This window comes from Pseudoalteromonas sp. SR44-8 (assembly GCF_014163635.1).
In the GTDB taxonomy this organism is placed as follows: Bacteria; Pseudomonadota; Gammaproteobacteria; order Enterobacterales; family Alteromonadaceae; genus Pseudoalteromonas; species Pseudoalteromonas rhizosphaerae.
The window spans coordinates 87677-105014 of sequence record NZ_JACJDS010000003.1; the positions used below are offsets into that span (position 1 = coordinate 87677).

General features: G+C 41.2%; 12 protein-coding genes. 8 read left to right on the forward strand and 4 right to left on the reverse strand.

Going from position 1 to position 17338, the window contains the following annotated elements; genetic code table 11:
* The first annotated feature begins 105 nt into the window (after window positions 1-105).
* A complete protein-coding gene (locus H5183_RS02065) occupies window positions 106-1518 on the forward strand; it encodes a YfcC family protein (protein ID WP_182730793.1) in 1413 nt (470 codons plus the stop codon).
* Window positions 1519-1612: 94 nt separating this feature from the next.
* Here the strand turns inward: H5183_RS02065 and ppiC are convergent, their stop codons facing one another.
* Window positions 1613-1891 carry a peptidylprolyl isomerase PpiC gene (gene ppiC, locus H5183_RS02070; protein ID WP_182730794.1) on the reverse strand — a complete coding sequence of 93 codons (279 nt, stop codon included), beginning with the start codon at window positions 1889-1891 and terminating at the stop codon, window positions 1613-1615.
* Window positions 1892-1944: 53 nt separating this feature from the next.
* Entirely contained in the window at window positions 1945-2370 is a 426-nt protein-coding gene (locus H5183_RS02075) for a thiol-disulfide oxidoreductase DCC family protein (RefSeq protein ID WP_182730795.1), read from the reverse strand.
* 793 nt (window positions 2371-3163) lie between these two features.
* On the opposite strand from H5183_RS02075, the gene H5183_RS02080 reads away from it, so the two are divergent.
* From H5183_RS02080 to H5183_RS02095, 4 genes are read left to right on the forward strand one after another with little or no spacing between them, the layout of a single operon-like run.
* On the forward strand, window positions 3164-3976 hold the full coding sequence (locus H5183_RS02080; protein WP_182730796.1) for a hypothetical protein: 813 nt from the start codon (window positions 3164-3166) through the stop codon (window positions 3974-3976).
* Entirely contained in the window at window positions 3977-5017 is a 1041-nt protein-coding gene (locus tag H5183_RS02085; RefSeq protein ID WP_145234493.1) for an extracellular solute-binding protein, read from the forward strand.
* On the forward strand, window positions 5017-6516 hold the full coding sequence (locus H5183_RS02090; protein ID WP_182730797.1) for an iron ABC transporter permease: 1500 nt from the start codon (window positions 5017-5019) through the stop codon (window positions 6514-6516). Before H5183_RS02085 ends, H5183_RS02090 begins: the two co-directional genes overlap by 1 nt.
* Before the next feature lie 14 nt (window positions 6517-6530).
* Window positions 6531-7547, forward strand: a complete 1017-nt coding sequence (locus H5183_RS02095) for an ABC transporter ATP-binding protein (RefSeq protein ID WP_149981802.1) — start codon at window positions 6531-6533, stop codon at window positions 7545-7547.
* Window positions 7548-7635: 88 nt separating this feature from the next.
* Here H5183_RS02095 and H5183_RS02100 read toward each other — a convergent pair whose 3' ends face one another.
* A complete protein-coding gene (locus tag H5183_RS02100; RefSeq protein ID WP_182730798.1) occupies window positions 7636-10410 on the reverse strand; it encodes a collagenase in 2775 nt (924 codons plus the stop codon).
* Window positions 10411-10833: 423 nt separating this feature from the next.
* Between H5183_RS02100 and H5183_RS02105 the strand changes: the two genes are divergently transcribed.
* A complete protein-coding gene (locus H5183_RS02105) occupies window positions 10834-11865 on the forward strand; it encodes a LacI family DNA-binding transcriptional regulator (protein WP_145234500.1) in 1032 nt (343 codons plus the stop codon).
* 25 nt (window positions 11866-11890) lie between these two features.
* On the opposite strand, the gene gtfA is transcribed toward H5183_RS02105, so the two are convergent.
* Complete coding sequence (gene gtfA, locus H5183_RS02110) at window positions 11891-13363, reverse strand: sucrose phosphorylase (RefSeq protein ID WP_182730799.1); 1473 nt, start codon at window positions 13361-13363, stop codon at window positions 11891-11893.
* Between the two features lie 176 nt (window positions 13364-13539).
* Here gtfA and H5183_RS02115 point away from each other — a divergent pair, with 176 nt between their 5' ends.
* Together H5183_RS02115 and H5183_RS02120 are read left to right on the forward strand one after the other, a co-directional pair.
* Window positions 13540-14769 carry a sugar MFS transporter gene (locus tag H5183_RS02115; RefSeq protein ID WP_149981806.1) on the forward strand — a complete coding sequence of 410 codons (1230 nt, stop codon included), beginning with the start codon at window positions 13540-13542 and terminating at the stop codon, window positions 14767-14769.
* 167 nt (window positions 14770-14936) lie between these two features.
* The gene (locus tag H5183_RS02120) at window positions 14937-17330 is read left to right on the forward strand and encodes a TonB-dependent siderophore receptor (RefSeq protein ID WP_182730800.1); all 2394 of its coding nucleotides are present in this window, start codon (window positions 14937-14939) and stop codon (window positions 17328-17330) included.
* The last annotated feature ends 8 nt before the right edge of the window (window positions 17331-17338 follow it).

Consider the following 17338-nt stretch of genomic DNA (forward strand, 5'->3'; position numbering starts at 1 on the left):
ACAGACTTGCGTGCCTATTTTTATTGTGATTTTACAAGTCGTGGTATTCTTCACAAAAAGTAGCGTCTATATTTTCGCTGCACTAATTATAAAAATGGAGAACGTATGAGTAATTCTTTTAAAGTGCCGCATACTTTAATTTTACTGCTGGGTATGATGGTCACTGCGTTAGTTGCTACGTGGCTAGTACCGCAGGGATTTTTTGATACTACATTATCTGATTCTGGCCGAGAAATGGTGATCGCCGGCACCTATCAAACTGTTGCAGAACGTCATTATTTGACCCCATGGGATTTATTAACCGCTATTCCGCGTGCTTTTGCCGCTGCGCAAGATGTGATCTTTTTTGTATTGATTGTTGGCGGCGTACTTGCCATTGCCCGTGCTACCGGCACGGTTGATGCGTTGATTGGTCGTTTACTTGAACGCCATGGTAGACAACCACAACGACTTATTTTTATGGTGGTATTTTGCTTTGCCTTAGCATCGAGCAGCATTGGTACTGCGGGAGAATACATTCCGTTTGTGCTGATTTTAGTCGCTTTATGTAAAGCCATGCGCCTTGATGCAATGACTGCGGTCGGTATGATTGTGGCAGGTTACGGGATTGGTTATGGGGTATCGGCGTTTAACCCGTTTACGGTGTTAATTGCTCAGCAAATTGCTGAAATTCCAGTGTATTCTGGCTTATGGTTACGTTTGGCGATATTCGTGCCGTTTGTATTAATTGGCTTTCACCATGTGTGGCAATACACTAAAAAAGTCGCAAACGATCCAAGTAAATCCATGATGCTTGATGTACCTTGCCCTTTAGGCGATAAAGCAACACCGCAGTATCCTGTACTTGCGCTGCGCCATAAACTAATTTTAGGCAGTTTTATCATCTCTCTTGCTGTCGCTGTGTGGGGTATTGCCACTAAAGGTTGGTACTTATACGAGCTAGGCGGTGTATTTATTGCCTGGGGTGCGATTGTTGCTGTACTGGGGCGCTTATCAGCAGATGAAACTGCCAACCGTTTTATTGAAGGGGTCTCAGACCTCGTAACTACCGCTATTTTAATTGGTGTGGCCCGTGGTATTGCCTTGATACTGGAAGATGGGCAAATTTTGCATAGTTTAGTGCATGGTATGTCGCTACCACTTTCGTATGTGAACGCCGAGATCTCAGCCATTGGAATGTTAGTCATTCAAACAATACTCAATACCTTTATTCCATCAGGATCTGGGCAAGCGTATGTAACTATGCCGCTGATGGCCCCACTGGGCGATTTAGTCGGCGTGCCACGCCAAGTGGCTGTACTTGCATATCAATTTGGCGATGGCTTTTCAAATATGATCATCCCAACTAATGCAGTCTTAATGGGAATTTTAGGGATGGCAGGCGTCCCTTATGGCCATTGGTTCCGCTTTTGTTTACCATTGTTACTTAAGTTAATGTTAGCCGCATCAATTGTATTAGTGCTTGCAGTAATGTTTGGTTACGGCTTAGATGTACAACCAAGTGCCGTTGGCAGCTAAAGTTACTGGATGCTTAAACGTAAAAACCACCTTTGTAGGTGGTTTTTACGTTTAAATCAAAGTCACTCGTTTTTCTAGCTAACTTTATTTACTCTTACGTTCTATACAGCACTTTGATAACATGCCAGCCAAATTTGGTTTTAACTAAATGTGGCTCTAAGATCTCAGCACTAAAAGCGACTTTATCAAACTGTGGAACCATTTGGCCGCGTTTAAACTCGCCTAAATCACCGCCTTTTTTCCCTGATGGGCAGGTTGAATGCTTTTTAGCGAGCACTTGAAACTTAGCGCCTTTTTTTAATTGCTTGATGATATCTTCAGCAAGTTCTTTATGCTTAACCAAAATATGTAATGCGTGTGCAGTGCTGGCCATTATTTGTCTCTACTCAATTTAACTGCGGCGATTTTAACACAACATTTAATGCCTTATAAGTAATGCTGATCATAGTCACTGTTTGGTATACGACAGTAATCGTACTTGCCAAATAAGCGATATCGATTAAACGCAATGCGATCGTACGCCCAGTTACGTAGGCATTTGGGAATTATTCGCAATATTTTAGCTATCTGCCAAGGCCAACCAAGCTGCGTAACAATATTAATAAATGCATCACTTTGCGTAATACATTGATTATTTTCAACATAAATCATAGTTTTATAATTATCTGTTGCATAGTTAAAGTAACTTAGTATCGCTTGGCCTTTTAAAGACTGCACACTGCATAGTTTAAAATGCAACTGCTTGTCGTGTTTAATAATAAAATTGCACCACGCGCTGCATAGCTTACACTGCCCGTCGAATAAAATGATTTTATTGTGTTGTATTAATTGTTGCGCATTCAATGTTGGCATAAACCGCTCTTATCTTGAATAAGTAAAATGATCTAAACAGGCGCAAGTAGATGTCATAAAGATTACGTTATGGCATGAAATTATTTACTTGACGCTGCAAGAGACCAACGCCAAATCCGACGAATACTCCACCACTGACCTTATTAAGTATCGTCCCCCTTTTTTGCGAGGATAGCTTTGATTTTGCATAAGTAGCACAGAATGCATAGATAGTATTTATTACTATTACTAAACAGCTAAAAGTCACAGCAAGCAGAATAGTTAACTCTTCTTTAGATTATAGCTGTGAAACACAAACCATATCCGAGTTGCTATTTTACTACAATTACCTAGTAAATTTTGCCTTTGTATTGTCAACGCATTTAAAAAGTGTGGCAAGTTTAATTAAAGAAAGCATGCGTATTTTATCACTTCATAAATGTACTTGTCTTTTCATCATAATCCTTTTTATCAGCCAAAGACGACTTGCTAGCCTAGGCATGTAATTATTGTTTCCTAGTGCAAAAAATAAATTTGAATTAGTAGCAAGTAACCTGTCGATAGACTCTGTGCTGCTGTAAATTCAATTGAAGCAAAGAAAAATGTATTTTTTTGTTACTTTCGCTCATAAACCAACCGATCCTGCGGTTAAGGTTTATATCGACAAATCATTACAACCGCCCTAATACAAACAAATGCTTTATAAACAGAGATAAAATGGGCATTCAAAGGCTAATTTAGGTATATTGCTTTTAGTCATCTTTATGGATATGATAATGGCTATCATTTACAATTACCTTTCGGATCCTCTATTATGAAAGCAGTATTTAAATCAGCTACCACCTTAGGTGTGAGCCTTCTTTTAGTATCAGCATTTGTTGCGCAACCTGCATTTGCTAATGGCCCTATTGGCGAACATGTAAATCACTTACAAGCAAATATCAAAGATTACTCAGAAGAAGTTGAATGGATGATCGGCAAAGTCGATACCATGGTAAGCAACTATGAAAGCAAAGGCGCAAAAGCAGTAAAAAGCGATGACTTAATCGAATATTGGGAATCAGTGAAGTTTCACAGCGCGATTGAAACAAATTTTGTGCCGGTATATGCGTCAATCTGGCAAGGTATTTATGGCGTAAAAATGGCCATTGATAATAACAAGCCGGCGACTGAAGCTCGTAAAGAACAACAAGCTATGAATGCTGCCTTGTGGCAAGGTCTTGGCGCAGTTAAACTAGCGGCGCAATTTCAACAAAAAGGTTTGCTTGCAAACGTTAAAGCAACTGCAACCACAAGCATGACGCAAAGTGCTACAATCGATGAAATTAAACATAAACTTGATCGTGTCATTGCCAAATATGCAGAGCGTTTAAGTGATGAAGCAACCAGCATTGTGCACGATACTTACCTTCACCTATTTGAAGGTGTTGAAGGCACACTTATCGAACAAGATGCCAAACTTGTTGAAATATTAGAAAAAGATTTTAACGTGACACTGCCAAAAGCAATTTCAGATAACAAAAGTGTTGATGAAGTACGCGAAGTGGTGAGTAGCATGCACACTAAATTAGACCGCGCTAAGGTATTACTCGAAAAAGCCGAAAAAGCACGTAAGGATGTATTTTAAGTGAAGCGTAGGACCTTTATACAAGGCCTAGCTGCGTTTGGGGCAATCGGTGCATTACCATTGCCTCTTTCTCGCGCACTAGCTGCCAACATAGCAAACCCAGTGTCTGTTGATGACTTACCTAAACTTGAAGGTGAGCTGACCTTATACCTAGGTCGTGGTGAAGGTGGTTTGTATGAAAATGTGCTACAAGCAATTCAAGACAGAAACCCCAACTTTAAACTAGGCATTCGTCGTGGTCCTACAGCAGCTTTAGCCAATACCATTGTTGCTGAAGCAAAAGCAGGGGTGCGTAGAGCCGATTTGTTTTGGGCTGTTGATTCTGGCGCTATTGGCTTGGTTTCAGATGCCGGCCTTGCACAACCTATTCCGAGTGATTTATCAGCGCAGTTGCAACCACAGTTTCGCTATAAAGATTGGGCCCCTGTCACCGGTCGTGTGCGCACTATACCCTATAACACTTCGCGTTTGACCAAAGAGCAAATTCCAACCAGTATTATGGACATTGCTGATAGTGACTTAAGCATTGGCTGGGCACCTGCGTATGCATCGTTTCAATCATTTGTAACGGCAATGCGTATTCTCGAAGGTGACGATAAAACAGCGAAATGGCTGAAAAAGATTAAGAAGCGTGCTAAAACCTATGCCGGTGAGTTGGGTGTAGTAATGGCCGTTGAACGTGGTGAAGTGGATATTGGTTTTGCTAATCACTATTACACCTTACGTTTAAAATCAGGCAAACCAGATGCCAAACTTGATTTAGCATTTACCCAACAAGATGCTGGCTGTTTAGTCAATGCATCAGGTATTTTGGCATTGAACGACGACCCTCTTGCCACTCACTTTATGCGCTATTTATTAAGCATCGAAGTGCAAGGTTACTTGGCTCGTGAAGCCTATGAAATTCCGCTGGTAAATGGTGTCCCTCTACCTGAAGGGTTACCATCTTTAGCCAATATTTCACCACCCAAAGTGGACTTAACACAGTTAGCTGATCTTCGGCCAACCATAGCTTTGATGCGAAATAGCGGCGTACTGTAATGCGACTACCAGCTTCTTACCCAATGGCGCTGCTTGCAGCGCTTATTGTTTTATCTCCTATCTTTATTTTAATAACGCTGGCCACTGATGCCAGCTCTTTGTTTGATAATCATAATTTAAGTATTCTCGGCAATACTTTGTCCTTGATGGTATTAACGGTCATTGGTTCTATTTTAATCGGGGTACCGTTAGCATTTATCAGCGCTTATGTGCGTTTACCGTTTAAAAAAGTATGGCTGGTGTTTTTTGCCGCGCCTCTAGCCATTCCCAGTTACATTGGTGCATTTACGCTTTATGCGGCTTTTGGCTCCGGCGGAGAGATACATAATCTACTTGGTATTGAACTGCCATCGATGGATGGACTCAGCGGCGCAGCTATTGTCATGACTCTTTACACATTTCCATTTGTAATGATGACTACCCGCTCATCTTTACTTAGTCTTGATGCAAGCATGGTTAATGCGGCCCGCACCTTAGGTATGTCGATGACCGAAAGTGTATTTAAAGTCATTTTACCCCGTGTAGTAAATGGCATCGCCGCAGGTTCGTTATTGGTCGCCCTGTATACTTTGTCTGACTTTGGCACACCTGCAATGATGCGCCTTGATACCTTTACCCGGGTTATTTATGTCGAGTACAATGCTTTTGAGTTAAGTCGTGCGGCAATGTTATCGTTACAGTTGTTGGTGATTGTGGGCTTTTTACTGTTGATTGAGTCACAAATTAAAACGGCTAGCGAACGCCATGGCCGGCCATTAATTTTGTTTCCTAGTAAGTGGCAACTAGCGGCTATGTTTGCCACTTTTGCGCCTATTTTATTATTAGCCATTGGCTTACCTCTGGCGATATTTTCGCTGTGGTTAGCGCGTGATGGCTTTAGCTCATTTGATTTTAGCATCGCGTGGAATTCAGCGTATGCCTCAGCCATTGCTGCAGTGGTTGCGGTGATTGTAGCTATCCCTGTTGCCCATGCTGCACTTAGCGGTAAAGCGGGTCGTATCATGGAGCGTGTTACTTACTTTGGTTTTGGTATTCCAGGTATTGTAATGGGCACCGCGCTAGTTTACGGTGGTTTGCAATTGCCGTTTTTATATCAAACATTAGGGCTGTTGATCATTGCCTATATGCTGCGTTTTTTACCCTTAGCGGTAGGCTCTGTGCGCACTAGCACTGAGCACCTTGATCCAAGTTTAGTTAAATCTGCGCGGGTCTTAGGCGCCAGTCCGCGCGAAGCATTTACCCGCATAACTTTACCACTCACAATCCGTGGGATCATAGCCGGTGCCGCTTTAGTATTTTTAGAATCCATGCGTGAATTAGAAGCAACCTTATTACTTGGCCCAACTGGTTTTGAAACACTATCGACTTATTTATGGCGTGTTTATGAGGCGGGCTATTTTGGTCGTGCTGCTATCCCTGGGTTATTGTTAGTACTGATTTCTGCGTGCGGTTTAGCTATTATGATGTCTGGCGAAAAACGTAACCAACTCGAACATTGAGGATTTAAATACAAATGCTATCTGTAAGCCAGTTGTCTATAGATTATGGCAGTAACCGTGTAGTAAGCGACCTAAATTTGTTGCTTGGTGAAAGTGAAATTCTCATGCTAGTAGGCCCTACGGGCTGTGGTAAAAGCACAATTTTACAAGCGCTCGCCGGACTAATTCCTATTAGCGAAGGTGAAATTAACTTAGGTAAATGGCAGGCTACCCCCAAATTGACTGTGCCGCCTGAAAAACGCAGCGTAGGTATGGTATTTCAAGACTTTGCGTTATTCCCTCATTTAACCGTTGAGCAAAACATTGGCTTTCGTTTAAAAGATACCGCCGTTGCTGATCATTGGATAGCCCTTCTGGGTCTTGATGACTTTCGTCATAAAAAGCCAGCCACCCTTTCAGGCGGTCAAAAACAACGAGTTGCACTAGCACGTACCCTTGCCCACCAACCTGACTTTGTGTTACTTGATGAGCCGCTTTCAAACCTTGATGCGGCACTAAAAGATATGCTGCGCTGGGATATCCGAAATGCCCTGAAAAAAGCTGGCGTGCCTGCAATTTGGGTAACTCATGATCAAGAAGAAGCTTTATCAATAGGCGATCGTGTGGGTGTGCTCAAGGCCGGAAAAATCCAGCAACTTGATACTCCTGAGCGTTGTTTTAGTGTGCCCAACAATCGCTTTGTTGCACGTTTTTTAGGTGAAGCAAGTTTCATTAGCGGTTTTTTTGAGAATAATCAAGCAACTACAGCCATCGGCAATGTGCCCGCTCTAGCCGTAGATTGCCAACAAGGTGAGGTGGATGTCCTACTTCGCCCCGACGATGTAATGCTAGTACAAGGTGAGATCGGCAACAACGGTGTGGTCGTATGGGTACGCTTTGAAGGAGGGAGTCGTTTATGTGCAGTAGAGCTTGCCTGTAAAACAGTGGTTACTAGCCGCGTAAGCCACGAAGTCGTGGTATACCCTGGCGATAGCGTGCACGTATCGTTAAGTACTTCGCATCCACTCGCGGTGTATAAACGAGCAATCTAAACTCACTTTAACGCTTAAGTTACAACACTAAAAAAGCCCATCTAGATGGGCTTTGCTGTAGGTGCTTTACTTTTTTAATATGATAATTTTAACGACACCCTTGGCTATTAAAATCAACCACTAGACTTGCACCAGTACTATTGCCCGACACCTTTAAATAACCCCAATATTGGCTTTGATCGCTAATATAAATACATTCGCTATTGCCGCTATTACTGGACTGAGCCTGTTCATTACTGCCATTTGGCCAGCTGCTGTTTGAATAACTTAGGCTGATGTCGCCACTGCCATTAGCGGTGGTTATCGCCACACCACTTTGACTTTGAACGTCAGCAATACTAAACCACATAGGATCGCTGTTACCCAAACAAATCACTTCACCGTCATTTAAACGGCCATTGCTACGACTACCTTGGGTAGCACATGCATCAGGTACACTACTGCTTGCTCCTGTGTATGAAGCAGTTAATTGCACATTATCAAACATGTTATAGCCACGAACCATTACTTGATAAACACCTGCTTGTGCAGGATTTATTACACATTGTTCACTATTACCACCGACATAAGGACGACAATCATAACTATCCATTGTTGGTGTAGCAGCATAACTCACATATAAATCAGCATCGCCCGTGCCACCACTTAAGCTAAACACTAAGTCGCTGGCACCTTGCGGTACATCAAAGCTGAAATACAACAGCTCATCTTGCTCGCCAGCAATAGTCATTGGTTGAGCGTTTATCAACTCGCCGTTACCAACGCTGCTATCCTCTTCAATACTAGCCAATGTTGATGCGGTTTGGCTGGCACCTTGGTTATCAACAACCGTTAACGATACGCTATATTGTCCTGATGTTGTATAAGTATGCACCGGGTTTGCTTGATTAGAACTACTGCCATCACCAAAGCTCCACTGATAACTAACAATTGAGCCGTCACTGTCAATACTGCCATTGCTCGTAAAATTGATCTCATTGTTTTGCATACCGGCATAAGGTCCATTGATGTATGCGATTGGTGGCGTATTAGTGGTTGTACCTGCAACTAAGTCATCACACCATTGTACAAACTCGTTTTCATAATTATTTGCCCACTGCACAGTTTTCGCTTTATAAGCACTCCAATTACCAATGCGTGTATCTGCAAGCATGGCATTAATTTCACTGTAATGGCGTTCGAACATAAAGCGCACAGCCAAGTAACCCCAGCGATAAATACGGTCTTGATCAAAACCGTCATAGTTAGTGGCAAATACTTGCGCTAAGGTATAACGCGAACCATCACTGATGGTATTTTTAGCGGCGTCATTATTATCAAGATTAGCAACATATTCTGCAACGCCTTCTGACCACCACACGATATCTTCAGTTGGTGAATTAAAGTTTCCATATAAGTCAAAACGACCATCTAAGTAATGTACATATTCGTGCTCTAGATTCCACACGTAATGCTCAGCATTGGCGTAGCTCGCCTCATAGGCAATAAAATTTGCTTGATTACCCACAACTGCGGGGTCACCTTCTAAATACATGCCGCCATTATTGGTGTTAATGCCAAAAATCGCACCTGCGTATTTACTATAATCATCGCTGCTATCAAATATATTTACTTGTAAAAAACTGTTGTTATCATCGGCAACTGGGGTGTTATTGGTGGCAAGTTTAGTGTGAAATAAACCTTCTTCTGCGCCCATTGCAGCACATGCAGCTGTATGTTGTGCTGCAGTCATATTTTGTGAGCGAATTTTAATAGTGCTACTACAGCTATAATTTTGCGAAAGCGCTTGCTGAGTAAGTTCATCAACAAATCCACAAATACCATAGTCATTACAATCAGCGTAATAACTGACAGAATCTGCCGCCGCAAGCCATACTGCATCACCATAGCCAAAGCTGTTATAAGTACTAAAAACCGCTTTTAAGCCAGTATCAACAGTAGCTTGAATAGCAGTGTCGGAATACTGCTTAAGGCGCGCAAGCTCACTGGCTGCATTAACAATTAAATATTGTGCGTCAGAGTCAATCATCCACTGCTTTTGGGTAAATGCATTCAGCTTAGTAACTAAATCAGTATCGCTAGCTACAGCTGTAACAAATGCATCATTCCACTGGCCGCGATAAAGCAAAGTAAAAATACCATTCACCGCACTGCGTATATTCCATTTTGCAGCATAGCTTTCGTTAAAACGCGTTAGCCACTGTTTCACCACATACAAGTAACGATGTTGCTGTTCAGCGCTGTCCATCGTAATGATCACTTCAGAAAGCGTTTTACCATGGCCGTCATTATCGTCATAAAAATGGCTGTTGTTTACAAAAGCATCTATCGCATCAATTACGGCAGGCGTAACCCAAGAGCTAAAGCTCACGTTGTCGTTGTAAAATTCCGCATAAAAACCAGCTCGTAAATATAGGAACAATGCCTCGAGTTCAATGTCACCACCGCCAGCATAAGTCTGTGAGAGTGACTTTGCATGATTAGCAACCGCATACATATTATCAGAACTAAATACTAGGCTCTGAGTTGATGCTGATGCACTAAATAGTTCATTAACACAGCCACTACCTTGATTTTTAAGCTCAGTAATAATGCTCGTTGAACTAGCATTAGCCAGTGCATTTAAATCGCAGCTGACTGTTGCAGCTTGGCTACGCATCATTAACATACTAAATTTTTGGGGTTGTGATTGCAGCTGTGCTATTGGTGCTTTTTCATTATGGCCGTGTTCAACGCCATGATGATGCACACGTTCAACAATCGCAGCTTGTGGCTTGAATACGCGCTGATGGGTCGTATTAGCAAGCGCCATAGAGCTTGATCCTAATAACGGTAACGCCAAAATCAATCTATTCATTTTCATAATTTACCTTTGATAAATTTTATTATTTCAATCCAGAACGGGTTATCGAGGACGCAATTTGCAACATATAATCGCCATTACATACAATATACTTTGCCTAAAACTAAAAAATTTTTAATTCATTAGTTGTAGCAAAATAGAAAACAACAGTACTTTATCATCAAAAATGGTACATATGTAAAGATATAAATGATAAGGCGACTTTGTGAAAAATCACCCAAACAGTAACGTGTGAGTTAGTAAGCTAGCAGATATAAAAAAGCCAGTACTTTATTATTAATAACAACCACTTTCTAGTTCATTCTTGTTCCTAATACCTAATTACGTAACTTGCTATACACGCTACAATATAATTAACACTTTGATTTAGCGTGAAATATGGTAATTTATTAGTGAATCGCGTTCACTATCATGAGAAGTCGTATGACCCAAAAAAAACATTGGACATTAAAAAGCATCGCCAAAGAATTAGGCGTTTCTAACGCCACCGTTTCAAATGCATTTAATCGTCCAGATCAACTATCAAAAAGTCGTCGCGAGTCTATTTTATTGGCGTGTAAAGAGCTTGGCTATTTTGGACCCAATAAAGCAGCGCAATCATTACGCCGTGGTAAATTTAATATTGTTGCGCTGGTATTACCTGACAGTATTGAGTATATGGTGTCGGATCCTGTGGCCAGTAGTTTTATGCGTGGTGTGGCTTCTATCCTTGAAAAAAACAATATTAACTTATTATTATTTTCGGGAAATAGTCAAAACCTTAACAGCGTATTAGATTTTGTTGATGGCTTTATTTGTTATGGTCGTCCGCGCAATCAATCACTTGTAGATCAATTAAAAATTGTACCCAAACATGTGGTTACCGTTGATTTTGATATTGATCGTAATGCCTCAGTAAACATAGATAACGAACAAGCTAGTTATGAAGTGGCTAAACACGTATTAAAAAGCAGTGCTGATCAGGTCGCTATATTGGGACTGCGGTTATTAGATGAAAATGTATTGTGTCGTGTATATGAGCACCATGAATGCGAAGCCGGTCAATCAATTGCACATCAAAGATTACGAGGTTATCAAAAAGCATTAAGCGAAGTTAACATTACCTTAGGTGACGATAGAACTTGGAATATTCCAGAAAGTAGCGAACGTTATGCGAGCATCGCAGCAAAAGAGGCGCTCAACTGCATACCTAGACCCAATGTATTACTTTGTATGAGTGATCTTATTGCCCTCGCGGCAATTCGCGAAGCAGTTAAAATAGGTATAAAAATACCCCAAGAATTGCGAATTGTTGGATTTGATGGCATTGATGAAGCGCAGCGCTCTATGCCAACATTAACAACAATTCATCAAAATAGTGAAGAAAAAGGATCGTTAGCAGCTAATTTATTTATTAGCAAAGAAGAGCAAAAAGCACTTATCAACTACCAATTACAGTTAGGTCATAGTGGCTGATAAGTGACTGATTGTAAGGTTTAATTTAGTTTAACAAATCATTTAGTGAGGTGAGTATTTGCTCATTCCCAGTGCGTTCAATTATTAACGCTTCGCGACGTGCAAAATTAACTTTTAGGACAATTTCACTGTCGTTTAATAGCCACTTTAAAGCACAACTATTGTCATCACCTTCAACACTAAACTCACCTGCAAAGGCACTGTGAGTATTACGTATCTCAATTAATTTTAGTAATCCCTGTACAACAGGCTTTGCAAGAGACTGCGCAATGATATCAGCATCTAAATATGGACGATTAATATCACGACCTACATTTGATTTTGCTAGTAACGCCATATCATTTTTAGCTGCGAATAAGCCACCGTAGTAAACTTGTGGTACGCCGGGTGCAAAAAATTGAATCGCGCGCGCAACTAAATAGTCAAAATCATTTGCACCTAACGCATTGTAATAAGTGCAATTTACTTGGTACAAGTCGACATTACTGGCAGCAGCCCCAGTTGCTTGGCGGCTTTGGTTGTTGCTATTTGCATGAATAGTTTCAACTAGATTATCAATTTGCGCTGCATTTAATAATCCTGGCTTATCACCCATTGGACCCGCATCAATAATACCAATGCCATCGTGGGTATCGAGTACTGTTAAGCAATTACGTGGTGAAATATTTAACCACTTTACAAGTGCATCACTATTATTGGTAAATAAGCTGTGCAAAATCAATGGTGGTAATGCGAAGTCATAAACCATATTGACCCGCTTTGCGACGTCAACTTGAGTTTGATAATGGCTGTGAATTTCAGCAATTGTTTCCATACCCAATGCATTAGCTTGCGCCGATAACTTATCTAAATAATCAAACGTTTCATCTAGCATAAAGCAGTTTGTGCCAGCTTGCTTAATCGCGTAACCCGCCGCATCTAAACGAATAATATTAACGTTATTAGCAGAGAACTTTGTTAATACATTATTTAAATACGCAACGCCCGCAGCAACTTTAACATTAATGTCGATTTGATTATCGGTAAACGTGGTCCAAAAATCATACGTTTGACCATCGCCACATGGCATTGGAGTAAAACAACTGCCAGGGCGCGGGCGATAAATCGCTTTTTGCTCGGCGTCACTCATACCATTTGGAAAGACATCTTCTTTAGTTAAAAATAAATCCCAAAACGGTGATGCTTTACCTTTTGCTAGTACATCCTGAAACTGAAAGGATTGCGCCGATACGTGGTTCACAATCAAATCGGCCATCAGATCATAGTCTGCTCCTAACACTTGAATGTCTTGCCAAGTACCGATCCGTTCATCCACGGCACTATGATCAATAGGGTCAAAGCCTGCATCACTACCATCAATTGGATTGTAGAATGGCAATAGGTGGACACCTCCGAACACGCCGTGTAATGGACCATTTAAAAGTGCGGTCAATGCGTTGATATCTTGGCCAGTGATTCGATCAGCATATGTGATCAATTGAACTTTATTCTTCATCATTGTGTGATTACCATGTTGAAACTTAATCGATTAAGATATATCTTTAACTAGCAAGTAAGAATTTACAAGTAATTTTTAATAATTTTACATACAAAAATCGTGGCTCACGTAATACTACAATAAGTAACTAACTGACTTACTAAGTGTTAACTGAGCATTTAACGAGGAAAAAGTACATGACAAAATCACACACACACGTAAGCAGCGATCCGTTGCAACAAATACGCTGGCTTACATATATGATGTTTTTTATGTTTGCCATGACTTCTGATGCGGTGGGCATGATCATACCTGAACTTATTAAAGAGTTTGGTTTAAGCATGACCCAAGCAAGCGCGTTCCATTATGCACCTATGGCGCTAATTGCTTTTAGTGGATTGTTTTTAGGTTTTTTAGCAGACAGTTTAGGGCGTAAAACAACCATCATGCTAGGCCTTTTAATATTTTCGGCGAGCTGTTTCTTGTTTGCGTTTAGCACCAGCTTTACCTTCTTTTTATTGCTACTTTGCTGCATAGGCTTAGCCATTGGTTTATTTAAAACGGGTGCGCTTGCGTTACTTGGTGATATTTCACATAGTAACGAAGATCACACTAAAACGATGAATAAGGTAGAAGGCTTTTTTGGCATAGGCGCCATTGTAGGGCCAGCTCTAGTAGGCGTCTTACTGGTGCAAAATGTAAGCTGGACTTACCTGTACATTATTGCAGGTGTAATGTGTTTAATTCTCGCTTTACTAGCGTGGCGTGCAGACTACCCAGCCGTTGTAAAAACCACAGCAAAGCCCACTTCGCTTGCCACCACCATGAAAATGATCAAAAATCCGTATGCGCTAGGTTTTTCTCTGGCAATTGCCCTTTATGTGGCCACGGAGGTTGCTATTTATGTATGGATGCCTACGCTGTTAAAAGATTACACTGGCTCTTGGCCACTACTTGCAACCTATGCATTGACAATATTTTTTGTACTGCGTGCCGCAGGGCGATTTATTGCCGTATGGTTACTAAACCGCTATAGCTGGCAAGGTGTTATGGCCTATTTAAGCTTAGGCATTGCGCTGTGTTATGTCGGTACATTATTCGGTGGCGTTGATTGGGCTGTGGGTTTATTGCCGCTTTCGGGGTTATTTATGTCGATGGTTTATCCGACTTTAAACTCTAAAGGTATATCCTGCTTTGCAGTGCAACAGCACGGTGCTGTGGCGGGCGTGATATTATTTTTTACCGCACTTTCGGCGGCTTTAGCACCCTTGTTCATGGGTATGATCAGCGATTACTTTGGCCATGTGCGTTACGGTTTTTATTTAGCTACGGGCTTTGCTGTCATTTTATTTTTAGCTATGCTGTTTAATTATTTTAAAGATCCATCAGCAACGGCTTTACAGCAAGATAACCCTGTAACTGAGTAAACCTATATTCTAAGACAATAAAAAATACTTTATAAATCAATGAATGAATAAAAAAAGAGCAAATTAAGCACAAAATAATTTGCTTCTTGTAAAATATTTGTTATTTTTACTTAATCGATTAAGTAAAAATACAAATCCAATTGGGTTCAACACAACGAGGCGTAACCATGACAACACACAACACACCTTTATATTTAATCAGTGCATTAGCACTTGCCGTAAGCCAAGGCGTACATGCGCAACAAGAAGATCAAAATTCTCAAGTACAAGCTAACAAAGGTCTTGAAACAATCGTTGTAACTGGTGTACCACGTCGTACAACGATTATGGCATCAAGCGTATCAGTCAGTAGCTTGTCGCTTGAACAAGTTGAAGTGTCTACACCTCGCTCAACCGCTGAGGCGTTTAGAATCATTCCGGGTATTCGCGCAGAATCGACCGGTGGTGAAGGTAACGCAAACATTGCTGTGCGTGGTTTACCTGTGGCATCTGGCGGTGCGAAATTTTTACAATTACAAGAAGACGGTTTACCTGTACTGCAATACGGTGATATCGCTTTTGGTAACGCTGATATTTTTATGCGCTTAGATAATACCGTACAAACAATCGAATCAATTCGTGGCGGCTCAGCATCGACGGCTGCAAGTAATGCACCTGGTGGCATTATTAACTTTATTTCTAAAAATGGTGAAAACGAATCAGGCAGCGTATCAACTACTCTGGGCCTCGATTACGATAGCGTTCGTACAGACTTTGAATACGGTACTTACCTAAGCGATAGTGTACGTTTTCATGTCGGTGGCTTTGTTCGCCAAGGTGAAGGTCCACGCGAAACAGGTTACACATCAAATAAAGGCGGGCAAATTAAAGCCAACCTAACCAAAGATTTTGAAAACGGCTATGTTCGAATTTATTACAAGCATTTAGATGATAAAAGCGTAGGTTACTTACCGATGCCAATGTATGCAAATGGCGATTCTATCCCTGGGTTTGACGCACAATCGGATACACCACACTCGGCATTATTTACAAAAACAGTGCGTCTAAACGGCGAAAACCAAATTAGCAGTGGCGATATTCGCGACGGTATGAACCCTAACGTTGACTCAATTGGCTTTGAAGCAGTATTTGACTTAGATAATGATTGGCGTATCGAAAACCGTTTTCGTAAATCATCTGTAAGCGGTAACTTTAATTCACTTATTCCTGCTGAAGTAGGCAGTGCAACGTCGATTGCAGAAAGTATTGGCGGCGCAGGTGCAACACTCAGCAATGCAAATACTGGGGCTGCATTTAAAGACAATTTAGCAATGCGTATTCATACGTTTGACGTCACAATGAACGACTTTGACTCTATTGTGAACGACTTTAAATTGACTAAATCGCTCGATGACGACACCAGCATTACGTTTGGTTACTACGCATCAACGCAAAACATTGCCATGTCGTGGTTATGGAACTCTTATCTAATGGAGCTTAAGGGCGATAACGCAGCCTTATTAAATGTCACAGCTGCCGATGGTACTGAGTTTTCTGAAAATGGTTTATACGCATACGGAACACCTTTTTGGGGTAACTGTTGTCAGCGTGATTACGACACAGAATACGACACTCGCGCCCCGTACGTTGCATTTTCTACAAAACTTGGCGATGTAAGTATTGATGCAAGTGCCCGTTACGATAGTGGGGAAGCTCGCGGTAATTACGCAGGTGCAGTAACCTCTACAGTTGATATGAATCGTGATGGTGAAATATCCGTTCCTGAACAAAATGTTGCAGGCATTGATATTACTAATGCCAGCCCAGTTAACTACGACTGGAACTACACATCTTATTCAATTGGTGCTAACTATCAAATTGACCCAAGTCTGGCAACATTTGCTCGTATCAGTAAAGGCGGACGAGCGAATGCTGACCGACTTTTATTTGGTAAAGTACGTGCAGATGGCTCTGTTGCGAAAGAAGATGCTGTAGATGAAGTTAATCAATATGAGTTTGGGGTTAAAAAACGTTTTGATTCCTTCTCTGTATTTGCAACTGCTTTTTATGCAGAAACTGAAGAGCAAAATTTTGAAGCTACATCACAAACCTTTTTCGACCGTGAATACGAAGCCAAAGGGATTGAGATTGAATCAACTTACTTCATCGATGCGTGGGATTTTCGCGGTAACTTAACCTGGACCGATGCTGAAATCGTTAAAGATGCACTAACACCGGAAGTAGAAGGTAATACGCCTCGACGCCAAGCAGATTTAATTTACTCACTAATGGCGCGTTATAGCTACGAGAAAGGTGCAGCTGGTGTAAGCTTTATTGGTACTACCGATGCATACGCTCAAGACAACAACGACCTTAAATTTGATGGTTACACCCAAGTAAATGGCTTTGTAAGCTACGATTTATCTGAAAACCTTAGCATCGCGCTTAATGTAAATAACCTATTTGATACAGTCGGTATTACTGAAGCCGAAGAAGGTTCTATCCCAGATAATAATATTATTCGTGCCCGCACTATTAACGGCCGTACAACGTCACTAACACTTAAATACCTATTTAATTAACCGAACTT

Coding starts and splice junctions, on each gene's coding strand:
- H5183_RS02105 (WP_145234500.1), top strand. CDS start 10,834: ATGACCCAAAAAAAACATTGGACATTAAAAAGCATCGCCAAAGAATTA.
- ppiC (WP_182730794.1), bottom strand. CDS start 1,891: ATGGCCAGCACTGCACACGCATTACATATTTTGGTTAAGCATAAAGAA.
- H5183_RS02095 (WP_149981802.1), top strand. CDS start 6,531: ATGCTATCTGTAAGCCAGTTGTCTATAGATTATGGCAGTAACCGTGTA.
- H5183_RS02080 (WP_182730796.1), top strand. CDS start 3,164: ATGAAAGCAGTATTTAAATCAGCTACCACCTTAGGTGTGAGCCTTCTT.
- H5183_RS02115 (WP_149981806.1), top strand. CDS start 13,540: ATGACAAAATCACACACACACGTAAGCAGCGATCCGTTGCAACAAATA.
- H5183_RS02120 (WP_182730800.1), top strand. CDS start 14,937: ATGACAACACACAACACACCTTTATATTTAATCAGTGCATTAGCACTT.
- H5183_RS02090 (WP_182730797.1), top strand. CDS start 5,017: ATGCGACTACCAGCTTCTTACCCAATGGCGCTGCTTGCAGCGCTTATT.
- H5183_RS02100 (WP_182730798.1), bottom strand. CDS start 10,410: ATGAAAATGAATAGATTGATTTTGGCGTTACCGTTATTAGGATCAAGC.
- H5183_RS02065 (WP_182730793.1), top strand. CDS start 106: ATGAGTAATTCTTTTAAAGTGCCGCATACTTTAATTTTACTGCTGGGT.
- H5183_RS02075 (WP_182730795.1), bottom strand. CDS start 2,370: ATGCCAACATTGAATGCGCAACAATTAATACAACACAATAAAATCATT.
- gtfA (WP_182730799.1), bottom strand. CDS start 13,363: ATGATGAAGAATAAAGTTCAATTGATCACATATGCTGATCGAATCACT.